The 14,717-nt window shown below is 34.6% G+C and carries 17 protein-coding genes and 2 tRNA genes; 5 read left to right on the forward strand and 14 right to left on the reverse strand.

Features of this window, described 5'->3' with window-relative positions; all coding sequences use genetic code 11:
- The 10 genes from PHI38_RS05915 to PHI38_RS05960 all read right to left on the reverse strand — a co-directional run.
- Nucleotides 1–896 (reverse strand): VWA domain-containing protein (locus PHI38_RS05915; protein WP_299853814.1); only part of this gene is annotated, 896 nt, incomplete at its 3' end.
- Nucleotides 889–1,296, reverse strand: a complete 408-nt coding sequence (locus PHI38_RS05920; protein ID WP_299853816.1) for a hypothetical protein — start codon at nucleotides 1,294–1,296, stop codon at nucleotides 889–891. The genes PHI38_RS05920 and PHI38_RS05915, both read right to left, overlap by 8 nt.
- On the reverse strand, nucleotides 1,296–2,126 hold the full coding sequence (locus PHI38_RS05925; protein ID WP_299853818.1) for a DUF58 domain-containing protein: 831 nt from the start codon (nucleotides 2,124–2,126) through the stop codon (nucleotides 1,296–1,298). The genes PHI38_RS05920 and PHI38_RS05925 overlap by 1 nt, the downstream gene beginning before the upstream one ends.
- Before the next feature lie 7 nt (nucleotides 2,127–2,133).
- On the reverse strand, nucleotides 2,134–3,081 hold the full coding sequence (locus tag PHI38_RS05930; RefSeq protein ID WP_299853820.1) for a MoxR family ATPase: 948 nt from the start codon (nucleotides 3,079–3,081) through the stop codon (nucleotides 2,134–2,136).
- A gap of 111 nt (nucleotides 3,082–3,192) precedes the next feature.
- Nucleotides 3,193–4,191: an LPP20 family lipoprotein gene (locus PHI38_RS05935; RefSeq protein WP_299853822.1), complete on the reverse strand. Its 999-nt coding sequence runs from the start codon at nucleotides 4,189–4,191 to the stop codon at nucleotides 3,193–3,195.
- Entirely contained in the window at nucleotides 4,191–5,198 is a 1,008-nt protein-coding gene (locus PHI38_RS05940; RefSeq protein WP_299853824.1) for a CsgG/HfaB family protein, read from the reverse strand. Before PHI38_RS05940 ends, PHI38_RS05935 begins: the two co-directional genes overlap by 1 nt.
- Nucleotides 5,199–5,249: 51 nt before the next feature.
- Nucleotides 5,250–6,359: a hypothetical protein gene (locus PHI38_RS05945; protein WP_299853826.1), complete on the reverse strand. Its 1,110-nt coding sequence runs from the start codon at nucleotides 6,357–6,359 to the stop codon at nucleotides 5,250–5,252.
- On the reverse strand, nucleotides 6,340–7,755 hold the full coding sequence (locus PHI38_RS05950; protein ID WP_299853828.1) for a VWA domain-containing protein: 1,416 nt from the start codon (nucleotides 7,753–7,755) through the stop codon (nucleotides 6,340–6,342). The genes PHI38_RS05945 and PHI38_RS05950 overlap by 20 nt, the downstream gene beginning before the upstream one ends.
- On the reverse strand, nucleotides 7,752–8,675 hold the full coding sequence (locus PHI38_RS05955; protein WP_299853830.1) for a VWA domain-containing protein: 924 nt from the start codon (nucleotides 8,673–8,675) through the stop codon (nucleotides 7,752–7,754). Before PHI38_RS05955 ends, PHI38_RS05950 begins: the two co-directional genes overlap by 4 nt.
- Nucleotides 8,676–8,765: 90 nt before the next feature.
- On the reverse strand, nucleotides 8,766–9,524 hold the full coding sequence (locus tag PHI38_RS05960) for a complement resistance protein TraT (protein WP_299853832.1): 759 nt from the start codon (nucleotides 9,522–9,524) through the stop codon (nucleotides 8,766–8,768).
- Nucleotides 9,525–9,669: 145 nt separating this feature from the next.
- Here PHI38_RS05960 and PHI38_RS05965 point away from each other — a divergent pair.
- The 5 genes from PHI38_RS05965 (at nucleotide 9,670) to PHI38_RS05985 (ending at nucleotide 11,612) form a co-directional block, all read left to right on the forward strand.
- A tRNA-Lys gene (locus PHI38_RS05965) sits at nucleotides 9,670–9,745 on the forward strand.
- A 23-nt stretch (nucleotides 9,746–9,768) separates the two neighbouring features.
- Nucleotides 9,769–9,843 (forward strand) — tRNA-Glu (locus PHI38_RS05970).
- A 397-nt stretch (nucleotides 9,844–10,240) separates the two neighbouring features.
- Nucleotides 10,241–10,540, forward strand: coding sequence for a hypothetical protein (locus PHI38_RS05975; RefSeq protein WP_299853834.1), 300 nt, complete (start codon nucleotides 10,241–10,243; stop codon nucleotides 10,538–10,540).
- 9 nt (nucleotides 10,541–10,549) lie between these two features.
- Nucleotides 10,550–10,963 (forward strand): hypothetical protein, encoded by a 414-nt coding sequence (locus tag PHI38_RS05980; protein ID WP_299853836.1) that lies wholly within the window; start codon nucleotides 10,550–10,552, stop codon nucleotides 10,961–10,963.
- Nucleotides 10,964–11,255: 292 nt separating this feature from the next.
- A complete protein-coding gene (locus PHI38_RS05985; protein ID WP_299853838.1) occupies nucleotides 11,256–11,612 on the forward strand; it encodes a DUF3147 family protein in 357 nt (118 codons plus the stop codon).
- Nucleotides 11,613–11,796: 184 nt separating this feature from the next.
- Here PHI38_RS05985 and PHI38_RS05990 read toward each other — a convergent pair whose 3' ends face one another.
- The 4 genes from PHI38_RS05990 to PHI38_RS06005 form a co-directional block, all read right to left on the reverse strand.
- Nucleotides 11,797–12,501: an energy transducer TonB gene (locus PHI38_RS05990; protein WP_299853840.1), complete on the reverse strand. Its 705-nt coding sequence runs from the start codon at nucleotides 12,499–12,501 to the stop codon at nucleotides 11,797–11,799.
- Between the two features lie 42 nt (nucleotides 12,502–12,543).
- A complete protein-coding gene (locus PHI38_RS05995; RefSeq protein ID WP_299853842.1) occupies nucleotides 12,544–13,719 on the reverse strand; it encodes an ammonium transporter in 1,176 nt (391 codons plus the stop codon).
- Between the two features lie 87 nt (nucleotides 13,720–13,806).
- Nucleotides 13,807–14,145: a P-II family nitrogen regulator gene (locus tag PHI38_RS06000; protein ID WP_299853844.1), complete on the reverse strand. Its 339-nt coding sequence runs from the start codon at nucleotides 14,143–14,145 to the stop codon at nucleotides 13,807–13,809.
- A 74-nt stretch (nucleotides 14,146–14,219) separates the two neighbouring features.
- Nucleotides 14,220–14,717, reverse strand: a 498-nt coding sequence (locus PHI38_RS06005; RefSeq protein ID WP_367182606.1) for an ammonium transporter, incomplete at its 5' end; no start/stop codon positions are given.

Consider the following 14,717-nt stretch of genomic DNA (forward strand, 5'->3'; position numbering starts at 1 on the left):
TAGAGCATCAAAGATATAAGTGCCACAAATAGAGGAAACTGATAGTAGTAGTTTGTGTTTGTATAACTCTCTCTTTTTATCTTTGACTTCTCAAGTTCATCAATCTTTTTATAAACTTCTTGAAGCTCTGCAGCGCTTGAAGCACCAAAAGCAACTCCACCACTCTCATTAGCTATTTGCAAAAGTGCCTCTCTGTTATACTCATGAGGCATGCCAATGCCTATAGGATAGACTTTTATCCCCTCTTTTTTAACCATATCAAGGGCGACGTCAAGAGGGATAGAATCAATTTGAGGTGTACTATAACCATCAGTTAACAAAATAGCTATTTTTGTTTTTGATTTACTCATCTTTAGTAGATTCACACCTTGTGCTAGGGACGTATTTAGCGCTGTGTATTTTCCAGCCATCCCAATTTCTAGCTGCGAGAGAATTTTGTTTAAGATATTTACATCATAAGTCAGTGGAGAGGCTATAAAAGAGTATGCTCCAAAAACAACCAAGCCCATGTTGTCATTTTTTCTTTGTGAGATAAAGTCACTAACTATCTCTTTTACAACATCAAATCTACTTAATTGTTGGTTGTGTATATCAAAGCCTTGCGCTTTCATAGACTCAGAAGCATCCAAAATCAAAGCTATCTCATAGCCATCTTTTGGCTCTAACTCGTATGGTTCATCTTTGATGGGCGACATAAGAGCTACTATCATCATAAAAATTCCAAGCCATTTTAAGAAAAATAGTGTTTTTGAGGATGCAACCGTGCCCTTTAAAAACTGCGCAACATGTGGAAAGTAGATGGATGGGAGCCTCATCTTACATAAAAAGGCACACGCTATAAAGATAAAAATGACAAAAAATATTTGAGAAAACTCAAAATAGATTCCATCAAACATCAATCATACCTTTGTAGAGTTCTATATAGCCAATGGTCTCATCATCAAATGCGCCAACCTCCTTTTTGTACTTATATGCTTCAAGTCTGTTAGTTAGGTTTAGATACATCTCAAGATGTCTTGGACTATCGTCTTTAAAAGTAGCTCCATAAGCGGTTATATCATATGCGCTCTTTTTAGCATCACTAAAATCAAGGTTGTTTAGGGCTTTGTAGTTCTCTTTGCGGAGATTAAACTTCTCTTTTTTCTTAAACCATTTGTATAAAAAATATGAGACTACAATAAGCAAAAGTAGTGCAAGAAAAGAGGCTCCTAGAAAATAGTAGAGTGAATACTCATCTACATCAACGATGTTTTTTATATCATGCAGTGGTATATCAAAGCTCTGTTCTTGCTTCATTATCTTCCCTCAAAGAGTCTACGTAACTCTACACTTGGCAATGAGTGAGTGTAGATTTTTCTAAATCTAACGCCATCTTGTCTTAGTCTCTCAAAGAGCTTATGGTCATGCTCACTAACTTTTTTTGCATAGGCTTTAACACTTTGAGCATTAAAGTCACCCTCAATCGCTGCACCACTTTGTGGATCTAGTAAAGAAGCAAAGCCCATCGGTGGTGGATTTTCTTCTAAAGTATCTCTAACTATAACTGATAAAACTTCATGTTTTTTAGCCAAAAGCCTAAAATCTGGTATCTCAAAATAATCACCTATTACTATGATAAGAGATCTTTTTTTCAATCTTTTATAGAGTGTGTCGGCGATAACTTTGAAGTCTACTTTTTCATTTATCGCATCAAAGTTTAAAATATCATAAGTGCTTTTATGAATTTGGTGTAGTTTTTTGCTTGGTTTTGTGTATGAGTGCATCTTGTCTGTAAAGATATATGAGCTTAGAATGTCTCCATTTTTTATAGTTGAGAAGCCAAGAACTGCGGATATTTCGGCAATGCTCTCTTGTTTGAATTTTTTAGAGCCAAAGTGCACACTTCCATTTAAAACATTTACTATTACAACATGAAGCTCTCGCTCTTGTCTAAATATCTTGATATAAGGAGTCTGCATCTTAGCTGTGATATTCCAGTCGATGAAGCGGATATCATCTCCAGCCATATACTCTCGAAGCTCGATAAAGTCATACCCTTCACCTTGAAAGATGGACGGATTATTACCAATCATTTCGCTAAAGACTTGACGTCTTGCACGAACTAAGATTTTTTGTAGTTTGCTCATGTTTTGTCTAAGGAATAGTTACAGTTTCGAGCACTTTTTGGATAATCTCATCTGTTGTAATACCCTCAGCTTCTGCTTCATAACTCAAAACTATACGGTGGCGCATCAGCTCTTTTGCGATGTAAGCCACATCAACAGGAGTTACAAAATCTTTACCTCGCAAGAATGCCATCGCTTTTACAGCTTTGAACATATCAATACTCACACGAGGAGAAGCCCCAAACTGTATATATGAAGCAATCTCTTCAAGCCCGTACTCTTTTGGGTTTCTTGTAGCATTTACAAGCTCAATCATATACTCTTCAACCTCAGCGTCAATATGGATGTTCTTAACCACTGCCTTTAGTTCTTCTAAATCTTTATGAGTTACAACGCTTTTTATCTCTTCAAAGTTCCCACTTGAAACTCGTCTTGCTATCTCTAACTCTTCTTCTTTTGTGTTGTAACTAACTACAAGCTTTAACATAAATCTATCTAGTTGAGCTTCTGGGAGTTGGTAAACGCCCTCTTGTTCAAGTGGGTTTTGTGTAGCCATAACGAAAAATGGAGAGTCTAGCTTAAAGGTTGTATCACCGATAGTTACTTGTCTCTCTTGCATAACTTCAAGAAGTGCGGATTGTACTTTTGCAGGAGAGCGGTTAATCTCATCAGCTAAGAGAAGGTTTGTAAAAATAGGACCTTTTTTAATCTTGAAGCTGTTGCTTTTTGGATCATATATCTCGGCACCGAGTATGTCAGAGGGAAGTAAGTCTGGGGTAAACTGTGCACGTTTAAAATTAACACCTAAACTCTTAGAGAGTGCATTTACGGTTGTGGTCTTTGCAAGCCCCGGAACGCCCTCGATAAGAATATGCCCTTCACATAAAAGAGCGATAAGAAGAGAATCAATCATCTTCTCCTGCCCAACAACTACCTTTGAAACCTCTTTTTTAATCAACTCTATTTTTGAAATCATAAGCTTTTAATCCTGTTTTATTTACATCTCACGTACCAGAGGTGCGTATAGCTTTAGTGGTCATTTTGAAAAATTATAACTAAACGCAGTTAATGATAAGTGACAAATAAATCACAAATCAAGCCCTATGACTTTACCAATTCCCTCTTTCTTGATCATATCGTTAAACTTCATTGAGAGGCTCTGTTTTGCTATCTCATAGCCTTGGGTTGATTGTCCAACAAGGTTTAATCTGTTTCCAGCGACAATTGAGCCTTTATAGTCTTTTACACTAATCTCTATAGCAGAGCGAGCAAGAGTAAAGCCTAAAGATTCGGCTTTTTTAATGTCTGATTTTATAAAAATTTTAAAATGCGTATTAGCGTTTTTACTGCCACTTTTTAGCTTCTTATCATTTAGTGCACTTCTAAGTGGAGCTTCTAGGTTTTTTGAATCACTATCTGTATGTATCTCAAAAGTTATAGATGAGAGCAACTCTTCATAAGTTGAGTTGATTTTTTGTGCTCTTTTTATATAGATAAGAGCATCAAAGCTATTGTCTAAAACACTCATAACAATCAATCTATCTTGCACATCATCTAGTTTAGTTTTTATCTTTTTATATCTACTTAGTTGCTCAAGCGCATTATATAAAGATAGCGATTTTAACTCTGCATCAACTATAGAAAAATCTTGATCCAACTCATCTTTTAAACTTTGAAATAGTTTGCTCTTATCTGCTTGGATTAAAAGTATATGATTTCTAAAACCTACCTCTTCATACTCTAAGAGCTCATAACTACTGATGCGAATCTTCTTTACACTGCTTGAGATTTTATTCTCAACATCAAGTTGGTTTGTGTTTACTCTGCCCTCTTGAACAAATTTTCTCGAGTTGTAGCTTGATTCTATAGAGACACTCAGAGTTGAGACCATCATGTTTAGAGCGTTTTTTAGTGCTACTTCTTTGCTCTCTCCCTCACCCACACTATAAAGCCTTGTTTGTGAGGTTTGCGGAGGATTTATATACCATTGCGGAAGAACTTTTTTTGAAGACAAATCTAGCTCATCTTTTGCACTACAACCTAAGATAAAAAAGAGAGCTATAAAAAGTAGCGTTATTTTTTGCATCATTGCTCCAACTGCCGTGAGGCAATATTATGTTTTATGATTAATTTTTCAATCCTAAGTGTTGCTTCACTTATCTCTTCAACTGGGTCTAGCATCAAATCATCCGCCATTTTGTAGTACTCTCTAGCCTCATCGTACTGCCCCTGAGCTTCTTTTACTACTCCTAGATTATAGAGCGCAACATAACTTTTTTTATTTGTTGAGTCTATGAGATCTATCAAAAATTTCTCTGCTTTATCATATCTATTTTGTTTTATATACTCTAGAGAAAGTTCTAAGAGCTTCTTATCTTTGGATGTATAATCACCATCTGCGCTATCTAAGAGAGTAACTTCAAAGTAGCGATAGTGTGGGGTTAGCTTGGTTGTAAACTCATCAGCAATTATATTTGCTAGATTTTGCGAAACTATCTCAACTGATGGCAAGGCTCGTGAATCATCAACACAGTGGCTCCACTCACCAGATTTACTAATAGTATCTGCATAAATAATATCTCCTTTGGCAATATCAATCATACGTAAATCAGCAGATAGCCCGATAGTCCTTTTTGTACATCTAACGGTGTACTCTGAGACGCTTTTACATTTTTTATCCAAACATCTAATACGTGTTTCATAATATGAACTATCACTGCTTGCAACTCGTCCAACTCGTCCAGATATAATAGCCTCTGCACCTATAAGGTTTCCTATTTGAACTGCTGTTGAGACCTCTACCAAGCCGCTGTTTTGCACCTTTTGCTCACTAATTATCTTATCAAAATCTCTTCTTGAGACGAGTGTAAAATAACTTTTATCATCTATCTTTTTAGAGATGAGCTTTGACTCTATTTTGCTTGAGAGCCCTACTGTATCATTTTCAAAATTTGTAACACTGATTTTTTTAGTGAGTGTAGCACGGTCAACTTCAGCAGGTTCAAGTGCTTTTATAACCACCTTTTGAGAACATCCGCTTATAAAAATCGTAAATAAAAATGTCAAACTTAAGAGCTTAATAGTTTGTATCATATTAACATACCGCCATAATTTTTATATTTGTTATTGTTATTCTAATCAAAATCACTTAAACTCTCTATACATCGCTTTTGCTTTTTTTAAAGATGTCACTCTTTTAGAGTCTATCTCTTTGATTATAGAGTCATATTTTTGAGTATCTTCTAGCACTAAAAGAATCATCAACTCATCAACAGAAGCCGCATTTTGTATCTTTTTAGAGAGAACATCATTTTTATTGTCTGTTTTTTTTACTCTTTTTATTTTTACTTTTGCCACTATATAGCCAGCTATAAAAGTAAGCAGATAGTATAGATAAGAGAAGTCAAAATGCCACTTCTGCTCATCAACCTTATCTAAAAGCTCCTCTTTTACAAATCCATCTTCAACACTTACATCAATAGCATCAATGATAAGTTTTTTCTTCTTTTCATCCTTTAGACTAAAGTATGTTATCTCTTGCTTTGGTATCGTGAAATTTTTATCACTAACAAATGCAAACTTTTGGCTTAACTCTCCATGAGTTCCATCCATACTTAACTCTTTTTTTAGAGCAATATCTCCTGCAAAAATTCGCACGCCCTCTATCTCAAAGGCTAAAGGCTCTATGGCTTCAAAGTTTCCACTACCTCTAATAATAATGCTTAGATGATATGGCTCGTGCGCTTTTACATGGGGCTCTCTTTTGTTTAGCTCAAGAGTAAAATCTCCAACAAGAGGCAAAGGCGTATCTTTAATATCAACTATAAAAGTTTCTTGTTTTATAGTCTCTTTTGTTACATCCTCTATTTTAAAATTATCTCTTCCTAAGTTAGTCTCTTTGATAGACTCTTTGGTTGTTTTTTTCATAACCGCTTCAAAAGAGATATCAAGCTCTCCTGCCTTTTTTGCAAAAAGAACAAACTCATAACTGTCTGTTTTTTTTCCATCTACTATACTTGAGCTTATCTTTAAAACATCTACTCTGTACTTCTCATAATCTCCACTAGGATTAAACTCTATACTCTGCAATTCCGCTTGATCATTAAATGTACAAACATATTTGAGATATATTGGCTCATTTACATAAGCGCTCTTTTTACCTACAAAACTACTCCACTCATAACTTGAAGCAAGTAAAGAGAGTTGTAAAAAAAGAGTTGTTATTAAAAACACTCTACCAAGGTTTTTTTTCATCAACACTCCTCTTGTTTATAAGTTCATACTGCTTGAAACTTAGTTTTGCTTTGCCACTATTTAGATTTATACTATTTCGCATCTCGGTTTTTTTGCCCTTGTCATCTGAAGCTCCACTTGTTGCTACACTTACTTGCATATTTGAGCCACCACCCTCTTTTTGTTTTTTTTGAGCACTCTGTTTCTCGCTCAAAGATGACTTCTCATTCTTCTTATCTTTGCCTTGGTTCATCTTTTTCTCTTCACCAGCATCAATGATATACTCCAAGTTTTCATCCGCCTCTTTTGAGTACTCTAGCGTTAGTGATTTTAGATATGCTTCTCTTGCTTTTTCAAACTCTTTTAGTCTTACTAAAGAGTTGCCTATGTTGTAGTAAATTATAGACTTTATTTCACTATCACCTGACTTTATCGACTCAAAATTCTCTAAGGCTTTCTCATACTCTCCTGCTCTATAAAACTCCACAGCTTTGTTAAAGTTTTTATCTGCATTTAGATGAACTCCAAAAAGAAGTAAAAACAGTATTATAAATCTCTTTAGAGTGGTAACACTTAGTAAAAATATGATAATCGCTAAGGCTACAAAGTAGTAAAAAAGCTCAAGATTTCTTATGATGTTTACTTCGCTTTTATACTCATCTTCATCCATCTTCTCTAAAGCACTAAGAAGTTCATCAAAATCTTTTGTATAAACTCCACCAGTTGCTTCAGATATAGCTTTTATAGCACTGTTTTGTCTAGTTACGACTATATCTCCATTATCATCTTTTAATAACTCTCCACTCTCAAGTCTAAGCACCCCGCCTACTTCTGTGGCAGTCATAAAAATATTTACAATTAGGTTATTTGCTTTTGCGAATCTTGCCTCTGCACTATAATCAAGTTCATCAGCGCCATCACTAAAGATAACCACTCTAGCTCTTTTTGAAGATGAGATATCTTTAGATAGTTTAAGAGAGGACATAACATCGCTTCCCTTAGTTATTATGAACTTCTCATCAAGTGAGTCAAAGAGATGCTCTAAAAGCTCTCTATCCTCGGTTAAAGGAGAGAGTATGATAGCGTTTGTAGTAAAACCTAAAACTCCAAACCTACTTTTTTGTTTTGTATAAAGAAGTTTTTTTAATATCTTCTTTGAGTAGGCTATTCTTGAAGGCTCTATATCTTGGGCATACATAGAAAAAGACAAATCTTGCACGATAATCACATCGCTCAAAAGCTGCTCACTCTTTATAGGTTCTTGCTCAATTACTGGCCTACTAAGAGCTAAAACTATAAAGATAAAAGTAAGTAGATATCCATAAAAAGTGACCCTGTACTCCCTAAAATCTCTTTTTATAAAAAATGGAACTAAAACGAGTAGAAGCCATAGATAGCTTGGATAAAGTAGAGTCATTTACGTATCTCTCTATTTATCAAAAAGAGTAAAAGAGCAAGTGCGGCAAGTAAAAGCAGATAGTAGTAGTACTCTTTTAGAAGATAATCTCTGCTTTTTATCTTTGAAGATTCCAGCTCATCAATGCTTTCATAAATCTCTCTTAACTCTTTTGCATTTGTCGCATAAAAGAACTCTCCTCCACTTTTTTGTGCTATCGTCTTTAGTAGAGCTTCATCTGCTTCGCCTCTGTTACCCATGCCGATAGTATAAATTTTTATATTTTCTTTCACTGCTAACACAAGCGCATCTTTTGGCGAAATGTCTCCGCTGTTATGTTCGCCATCAGTTAGTAAAACGATTATCTTACTCTTGGCTTTTGAGTGTTTAAAGGCTCTTACACTCATAGCTATCGCCTCGCCTATTGCTGTATTTTGTCCAGCCATTCCTTGGGTTAGATAACTTAACATCTCAACTATTATATTTTTCTCAAATGTGATTGGGGAGGCTATAAAAGCAAAGTCTCCATACAAGACTACTCCTACATTATCACCTACTCTTTTTTGTATAAACTCAGTCGCTACTAGCTTGGCTATCTCAAATCTGCTAAGTCTTTGCGAAGTTTTTTCTTCGCTCTCAAAATCAAATCCGCTACTATTCATAGAGCCACTTGCATCAATCGCTAACACTATATCTTTTCCATGTCTATTTAATGGGTCTACTCTATCAACGATAATTGGCGAAGCAAGTGCGATAGCTAAAAGTATAAAGATTGCAACTTTTATAATCCACTCTAATTTATAAAAACTTTTTTTTGCTGATAAGAAATGAAGATGTACAAAGTATATGGGTTTTAAACGCTCTTTGCATCTATATAAGCAGTATATGATTGGAAAAAGAAGAAATATAAGATAAGGGTACTCAAAACTATAATAGTCCACATCTGCTCCAAGCGATTCTTTAGGGCAGTAATTTTAGCTAAATAGTTTTAATGAAACTCACATGATGGCAATTACGCCATCATGTAAAGATTAAAATATTCCTGAAATTGATTTTGCTAAAGCACTCTCAAGAGCAGGTTTTGCCTCTTCAAGCTCAAGGTTCATCTTGTTTGCAGTACTTACAATGCGAGTACGGTATGTTTTCCACTGAACTCTTCCACCATCTATGTACTGTTGTGTAGATGATGAACTTCCTTGAGCAAGGTTCGCACTTTGGCTCTGAGTTACAACTTCACCAGCTAATGGTCTCTCTCTTATTTGCAAATCTGTTACCATTATATACATAACATCACTAGCTAATGCATCTCCAAGAAAACCAACTGCAGCTCCTGCTAGCGCAACTCCAGCTGTTGTACGATTACCTCCACCAAATGCATATGAAGTACCTCCCGCAATTACAGCGCCACTAAGAGCTGAATCAAAGCCTGAGCCTAGTTGAGTTTTAGCCTCTTTAGCATCTGATTTAGAAACTTTTAAGATATTTCCTTGAAGCATATAAGTTGCTTTATTTGGATCTTGTGTAAATACATAACCTTTGTTTTCAAAAGCTGCTATTACACTCTCTTTTATATTTACATCTTGATCTGATGTATTTCTAATATCAAAGTAAATTACTTTATCTTTTGGCGCAACTGGCTCTAAAAAGATAGTCTCTGACATTTTCGTCTCAACAGCTAAATCTCTTTTTTTAATAGCAGTTTCCATAGCACTACAACCAACAAAATTAATACCGACTGCTAAAATAGCTCCCGCTATAATCATAGTCGAAACTCTTGATACACTTTTCATATATTTCCTTTATCTACTTATAAAACACTACAATGATACTAAAAAAAGCTAAAAATATAAAATTTCAAAATTCTTACTCTTTTTTCTTGACATAAAAAACCTATTTGCCTATAATTCCCGTCCACAAACACTATGTTTGTTTTATGTCTTGTTAGCTCAGCTGGTAGAGCATCTCACTTTTAATGAGGTGGCCGATGGTTCGAATCCATCACAGGACACCATTTTTACAAAACGATTAAAGAGTGGCCCCGTCGTCTAGCGGTCAGGATCCATGGTTTTCATCCATGTTACAGGAGTTCAATTCTCCTCGGGGTCACCACTTTTTACTCTTTCTCCCCTATTTCAAGCACTTTCACAAATTGATTTTTCAAGATATTCCTATTTGGTACACATTTTGGTCCACAACAAGGACTCAATTATGGGTAAATATCTTCTTGAGCGGAACAAAAAACCATTCATTCTATCCGACATAATGCTTCAACTAAACTACTTAATAATATAGATTTAATCACTTTTAAATAGTAAATTTTGCATGTCTATTAATAACAGTATCTATGTGAATATGGTATATTGTGTCTGATAATAAATAGTTGTCTGAACGCTTCGCATTCAGACAACAAGCGGGAGGAGTGGACAACTGAATCAGAAAACAAGTTTTCAAATTCAGTCACCACTCACCCGCGCGCCCGTTAGACACACAAAGGAGCTATAAGACTATGGAGAAGATATTGATATTATTCGTATTGACAGTTACATTATTTGCAGATAAAGGTGTTGTTGTAAAAGAAGATGTATGTGGAACAGGTAATGCAATTATTGAAACAACTGATGGTTGGTATATTGCAGCAGAACATTACTCTGGAGTATATTTGTACGAAGGTGATATTGTAGTTGGAAAAATGAAAACTTATGGATTTCAACAGATAATGAGAATTAGTGATGGCTCAGAAGGTAGGTTTTACATTGAAGACTATGAAAGTAATATTGGAGATGCATATGAAGAGTTATGTGATTAAAGGTACAAAATGGATTTAGCTACACTTGTGATTGGAGGATTAATTGGGTTTTTATCAGCTATTGGCAAAGATTTCATTCTTGAAAACAATAAAAAGAAAGCTAAAATAAAAGATTTTAAAAGACAAAAACTTGAAGAAATTTTTATATTAATGGATAAAGTAAGTCAAGAAACAATAAAACCATTAAAATATAAAAACTCACTTGATGGGGTTGGTGCAAAGCTTGGTATGATTGTAAGATTTTATTTTCCTGAATTAAATGATGATTACGATATTTTTTTAAAAGTTTTTCAAACAATATATCAAAAGACAATAACATTAGATGAAAACATATCTTTAACAACAGAAGAAATAGCAACGCACTATAAGGCTCATCAAGTTTTTATAAATAAAATTGTTGAAGAATCTAAAAGATATGCCTAACAAAACCTTGGAGAGAAATAATTTACCCTAGCGGGAAAATTATTTTTCAAGTCGACCGTTATCTGCTCGCTATTTGTTACCTTTATCTAAAAACCATAATAATCCTAAAAAGATAATTTACGCGTAAATAAACTTAAGTATCATTTGTTAAGAATTAGCTTTTTTTCATAAAACAAATTTTCTATATTTTTGTAAGTAAATATGATGCAGTAACAAGTGCCAACCATACTGGCAAATAGTTATAATATCGGTCTGCATAATGCAGGCTGATTTATATATAAAGGAGTAAACATTGGCTTACTACATAACAAAACTGATTATTACAACACTTTTAATTGTGCTAATCTCTGAAATAGCTAAGAGAAGTTCTTTAGCAGGTGCAATGTTGGCGGCTATCCCTCTAGTTTCTATATTGGCTATGACATGGATGTATGTAGATACAAACGAAAGCGATACTGCTGTGGCATTCTCAAATAACATAATTTGGTTAATTGTCCCATCAATGACACTATTTATAGCCTTTCCGTTTTTAATAAAAAAAGGCTTAGGCTTTTATCCAAGTATGGGTATCTCAATATTTATGACAATTTTAGCTTATTACAGTGTCATTCTTCTTCTTGATAAAGTTGGACTCAGAAACATCAATTGAATTTTCAATTGGTACAGCTTGCTTGGATTTAGTGAGGTTAATTGGCTTATTTATTTCAAAATTCATCTCTTGTGAAAATGATGTACAACCTGTAAAAATTAGTAAACTAAGTAGTGTCATAGGTATTATTTTATTCATTTTTTTGCTCCAATGTTTATTTGATTTTATATCAGCTCTTTTATATCTAAAGAAGATTGTAGTTTATAGGTATAGTTAAAGTTATCTCTTTTTTTGGTTTTGGAAATTTCCCAGAGAGCTCTTCTATAGTTTTTATTGCCGCTCTACTTAGTATATCACTTCCAGATTCTAGTACATGTATATTGCATACCTTTGCCTTTGTATCTAACGTAAAGCTAATCTTTACCTCTCCCGTTATGTTTCTTTTTCTTGCGCTCATCGGATAGTAGAGGTTTTCTCTTAGAAGCTCCAATATCCTTTGCTTGTTTATTTCACTGTACTCTTCTTGTATATCTGGCTGTTTAAGTGTCTCGGCTGGAGTTATAGTTTGGATTTGGCTTACTGGCTTACTATCTTGTTTTATCTGAGTAAAGAGTCTGTTTTGCTCAAGCGTCTCGTTTTTTACTTCTGCAATATCTTCTATTTTTTGTTCTTTTTTTATCTCTTGCTTTACATATTTTTCAACTATGGTTTGCTCTTTTTTTTCTTTTTTTGGCTTCTCTTTAAGCTCTTTATTTGCACAAACCTCTTCTTTTACAGCTTCTTGCTCATTAGCTTTTTCTTCAAACTTTATTGTAGAAATATTTAGAGCTATCTTTTGCTCTTTTTCTTTTTTGTCTTCTTGATAGCTATTTGAGATAAATAGAATTAAAATTATTAAAAGAAAATGAATAAACAAGGATAAAAAAAGTGAGCTGCTATGTCTGATCATGCTGAAATAGTAACAAAAGTATTGTTACTATTTAGTTAAAGGCTATATGGCTCTTTTAAACTCTGGATATGCTTCTACACCACACTCATTAATATCCATACCCATAAGTTGCGCTTCATCATCCGCTCTAAATTTAAAAAACTTGTTAATGATAAAGAGAACAATATAAGAGACACTAAAGGTAAAAACTCCAATTAGAACTATACCTTTTAGCTGAGCCATCAAGGAGATACTTGGTATAAAGATTCCAGCCGCCAGAGTTCCCCAGATACCATTTACCAAGTGAACAGAGAGTGCTCCAACAGGGTCATCTAACTTTAACTTATCAAAAAGCGGCACGGCAAAAACGACTAAACCTCCGCCAATAAATCCAACGAGGATTGGTGTATACATATCATAAAGGTTAGCTGCCGCGGTAACTGCAACAAGCCCTCCCAAGGCGCCATTTAAAATCATTGTGATATCAAAGAGTTTATATCTGATGTACATAATAACTCCAGCTATTATCGCGCCACAAAGCCCTGCTGTGTTTGTGTTTATGATAGTTTTTGCAACAAGATCTGCACTCTCAACGCTTGAGATAGAACCGACACTTCCGCCATTAAAACCAAACCACCCTATCCAAAGTAAAAAAGCACCAAGCACAACAAGAGGAATATTTGAAGCAGGGATAACTTTTACCCCTCTTTCTTGATAACGCCCTCTTCTTGAGCCAACTATCAAAAGTGCTGCTAAAAGAGCCCAACCGCCAGTTGAGTGTATCACGCTTGAACCTGCCAAGTCATACATTTTTATATCCAAAAAAGTGTCTCTTAGCATATCAGCACCCCAACTGAAATTTACTACTGTTGGATAAATAAAAGCACCCATAATAAAAGTAAATATACTAAGAGGAATTATTCTTACTCTCTCACTCACACCACCACTTACAATGTTGATACTTTTGCCAACAAATGCCATTTGAAACATAATAACAGCCCACATACTACTTGTTGTACTATCTAAACTTCCAAAAGCAATCTTGTAGCCTATAAGTAAAAATGCTAAAGAAGCAACTGCATAAATCATTATATTTATAGTCAAAACTGCTGAGACATTTTTTGTTCTAACTAAACCAGCTTCAAGCATGGCAAAACCTGGTACCATAAAGATAATGAGTGTTATTGAAAAAAGTGTAAAGAAGGTGTCTATGATGTATTTAAAATCTGTTTCTAGCATATAAAATCCTTCAATTAATATTGAAGAAAATTATATCTTATAAGATTATGGAGGATTTTATTTAATTGATTAATTTTTAATCAATTACTATATAGCTTCGCTATCTGTCTCACCAGTTCGGATACGAATGATTTTTTCGATATCACTTACAAATATCTTTCCATCACCTATTTTGCCTGTTCTTGCTGCTTCTACTATTGTTTTTATCACCTGTTCAACATTTTCATCATCAACTACTATTTCCATCTTTATCTTTGGAAGAAAATCAACAACATATTCAGCGCCTCGATAAAGTTCGCTATGTCCTTTTTGACGACCATAACCCTTAACTTCACTAACAGTCATACCGGTAATCCCAATCTCGGCTAAAGCATCTTTTACATCTTCTAACTTAAAAGGTTTAATAACCGCTTCTACTCTTTTCATAATAATCTCTCCAAATTTAGTTTAAAATTGTAACCACATTTACTCTTTTTGGCAAATAATCAATTAGAGAGAATCTAAAGATTTATTGCCTTTTCTCCATGGACTGTTTCATCCAAACCTCTGCTCTCGCTCTCATCATCAACTCTTCCGCCACCTGTAAGCGCAGATGCTATAAAATAGACAACTGCTGTTACAACAGCACTGTAAATAGTTGTCAATCCAATTGCCTTTGCCTGACTTAAAAGCTGAGAAGCCATGTTATAACCTTCACTCATTGCATAAGGTGCTATAAATATAGCCGTTGCAATTGAACCCCAGATACCAACCAAACCATGAATCCAAAATGCATCAAGAGCATCATCAACTTTAAACATATTTTTAAGTTTTGCAACACCCCAAAAGCCGATAGCTCCGCCTACTAAGCCTATTATAATCGCACCATCAACTCCTGCACTTCCAGAAGCTGGAGTAATAGCAACCAATCCTGCAACCGCTCCAGAAGCTCCTCCGATTAAAGTTGCTTTTTTATAAACAAACCACTCTGCAATAATCCAACCTATCACACCAAGAGA

The sequence above is a fragment of the Sulfurimonas sp. genome (assembly GCF_028694895.1).
Lineage (GTDB): Bacteria > Campylobacterota > Campylobacteria > Campylobacterales > Sulfurimonadaceae > Sulfurimonas.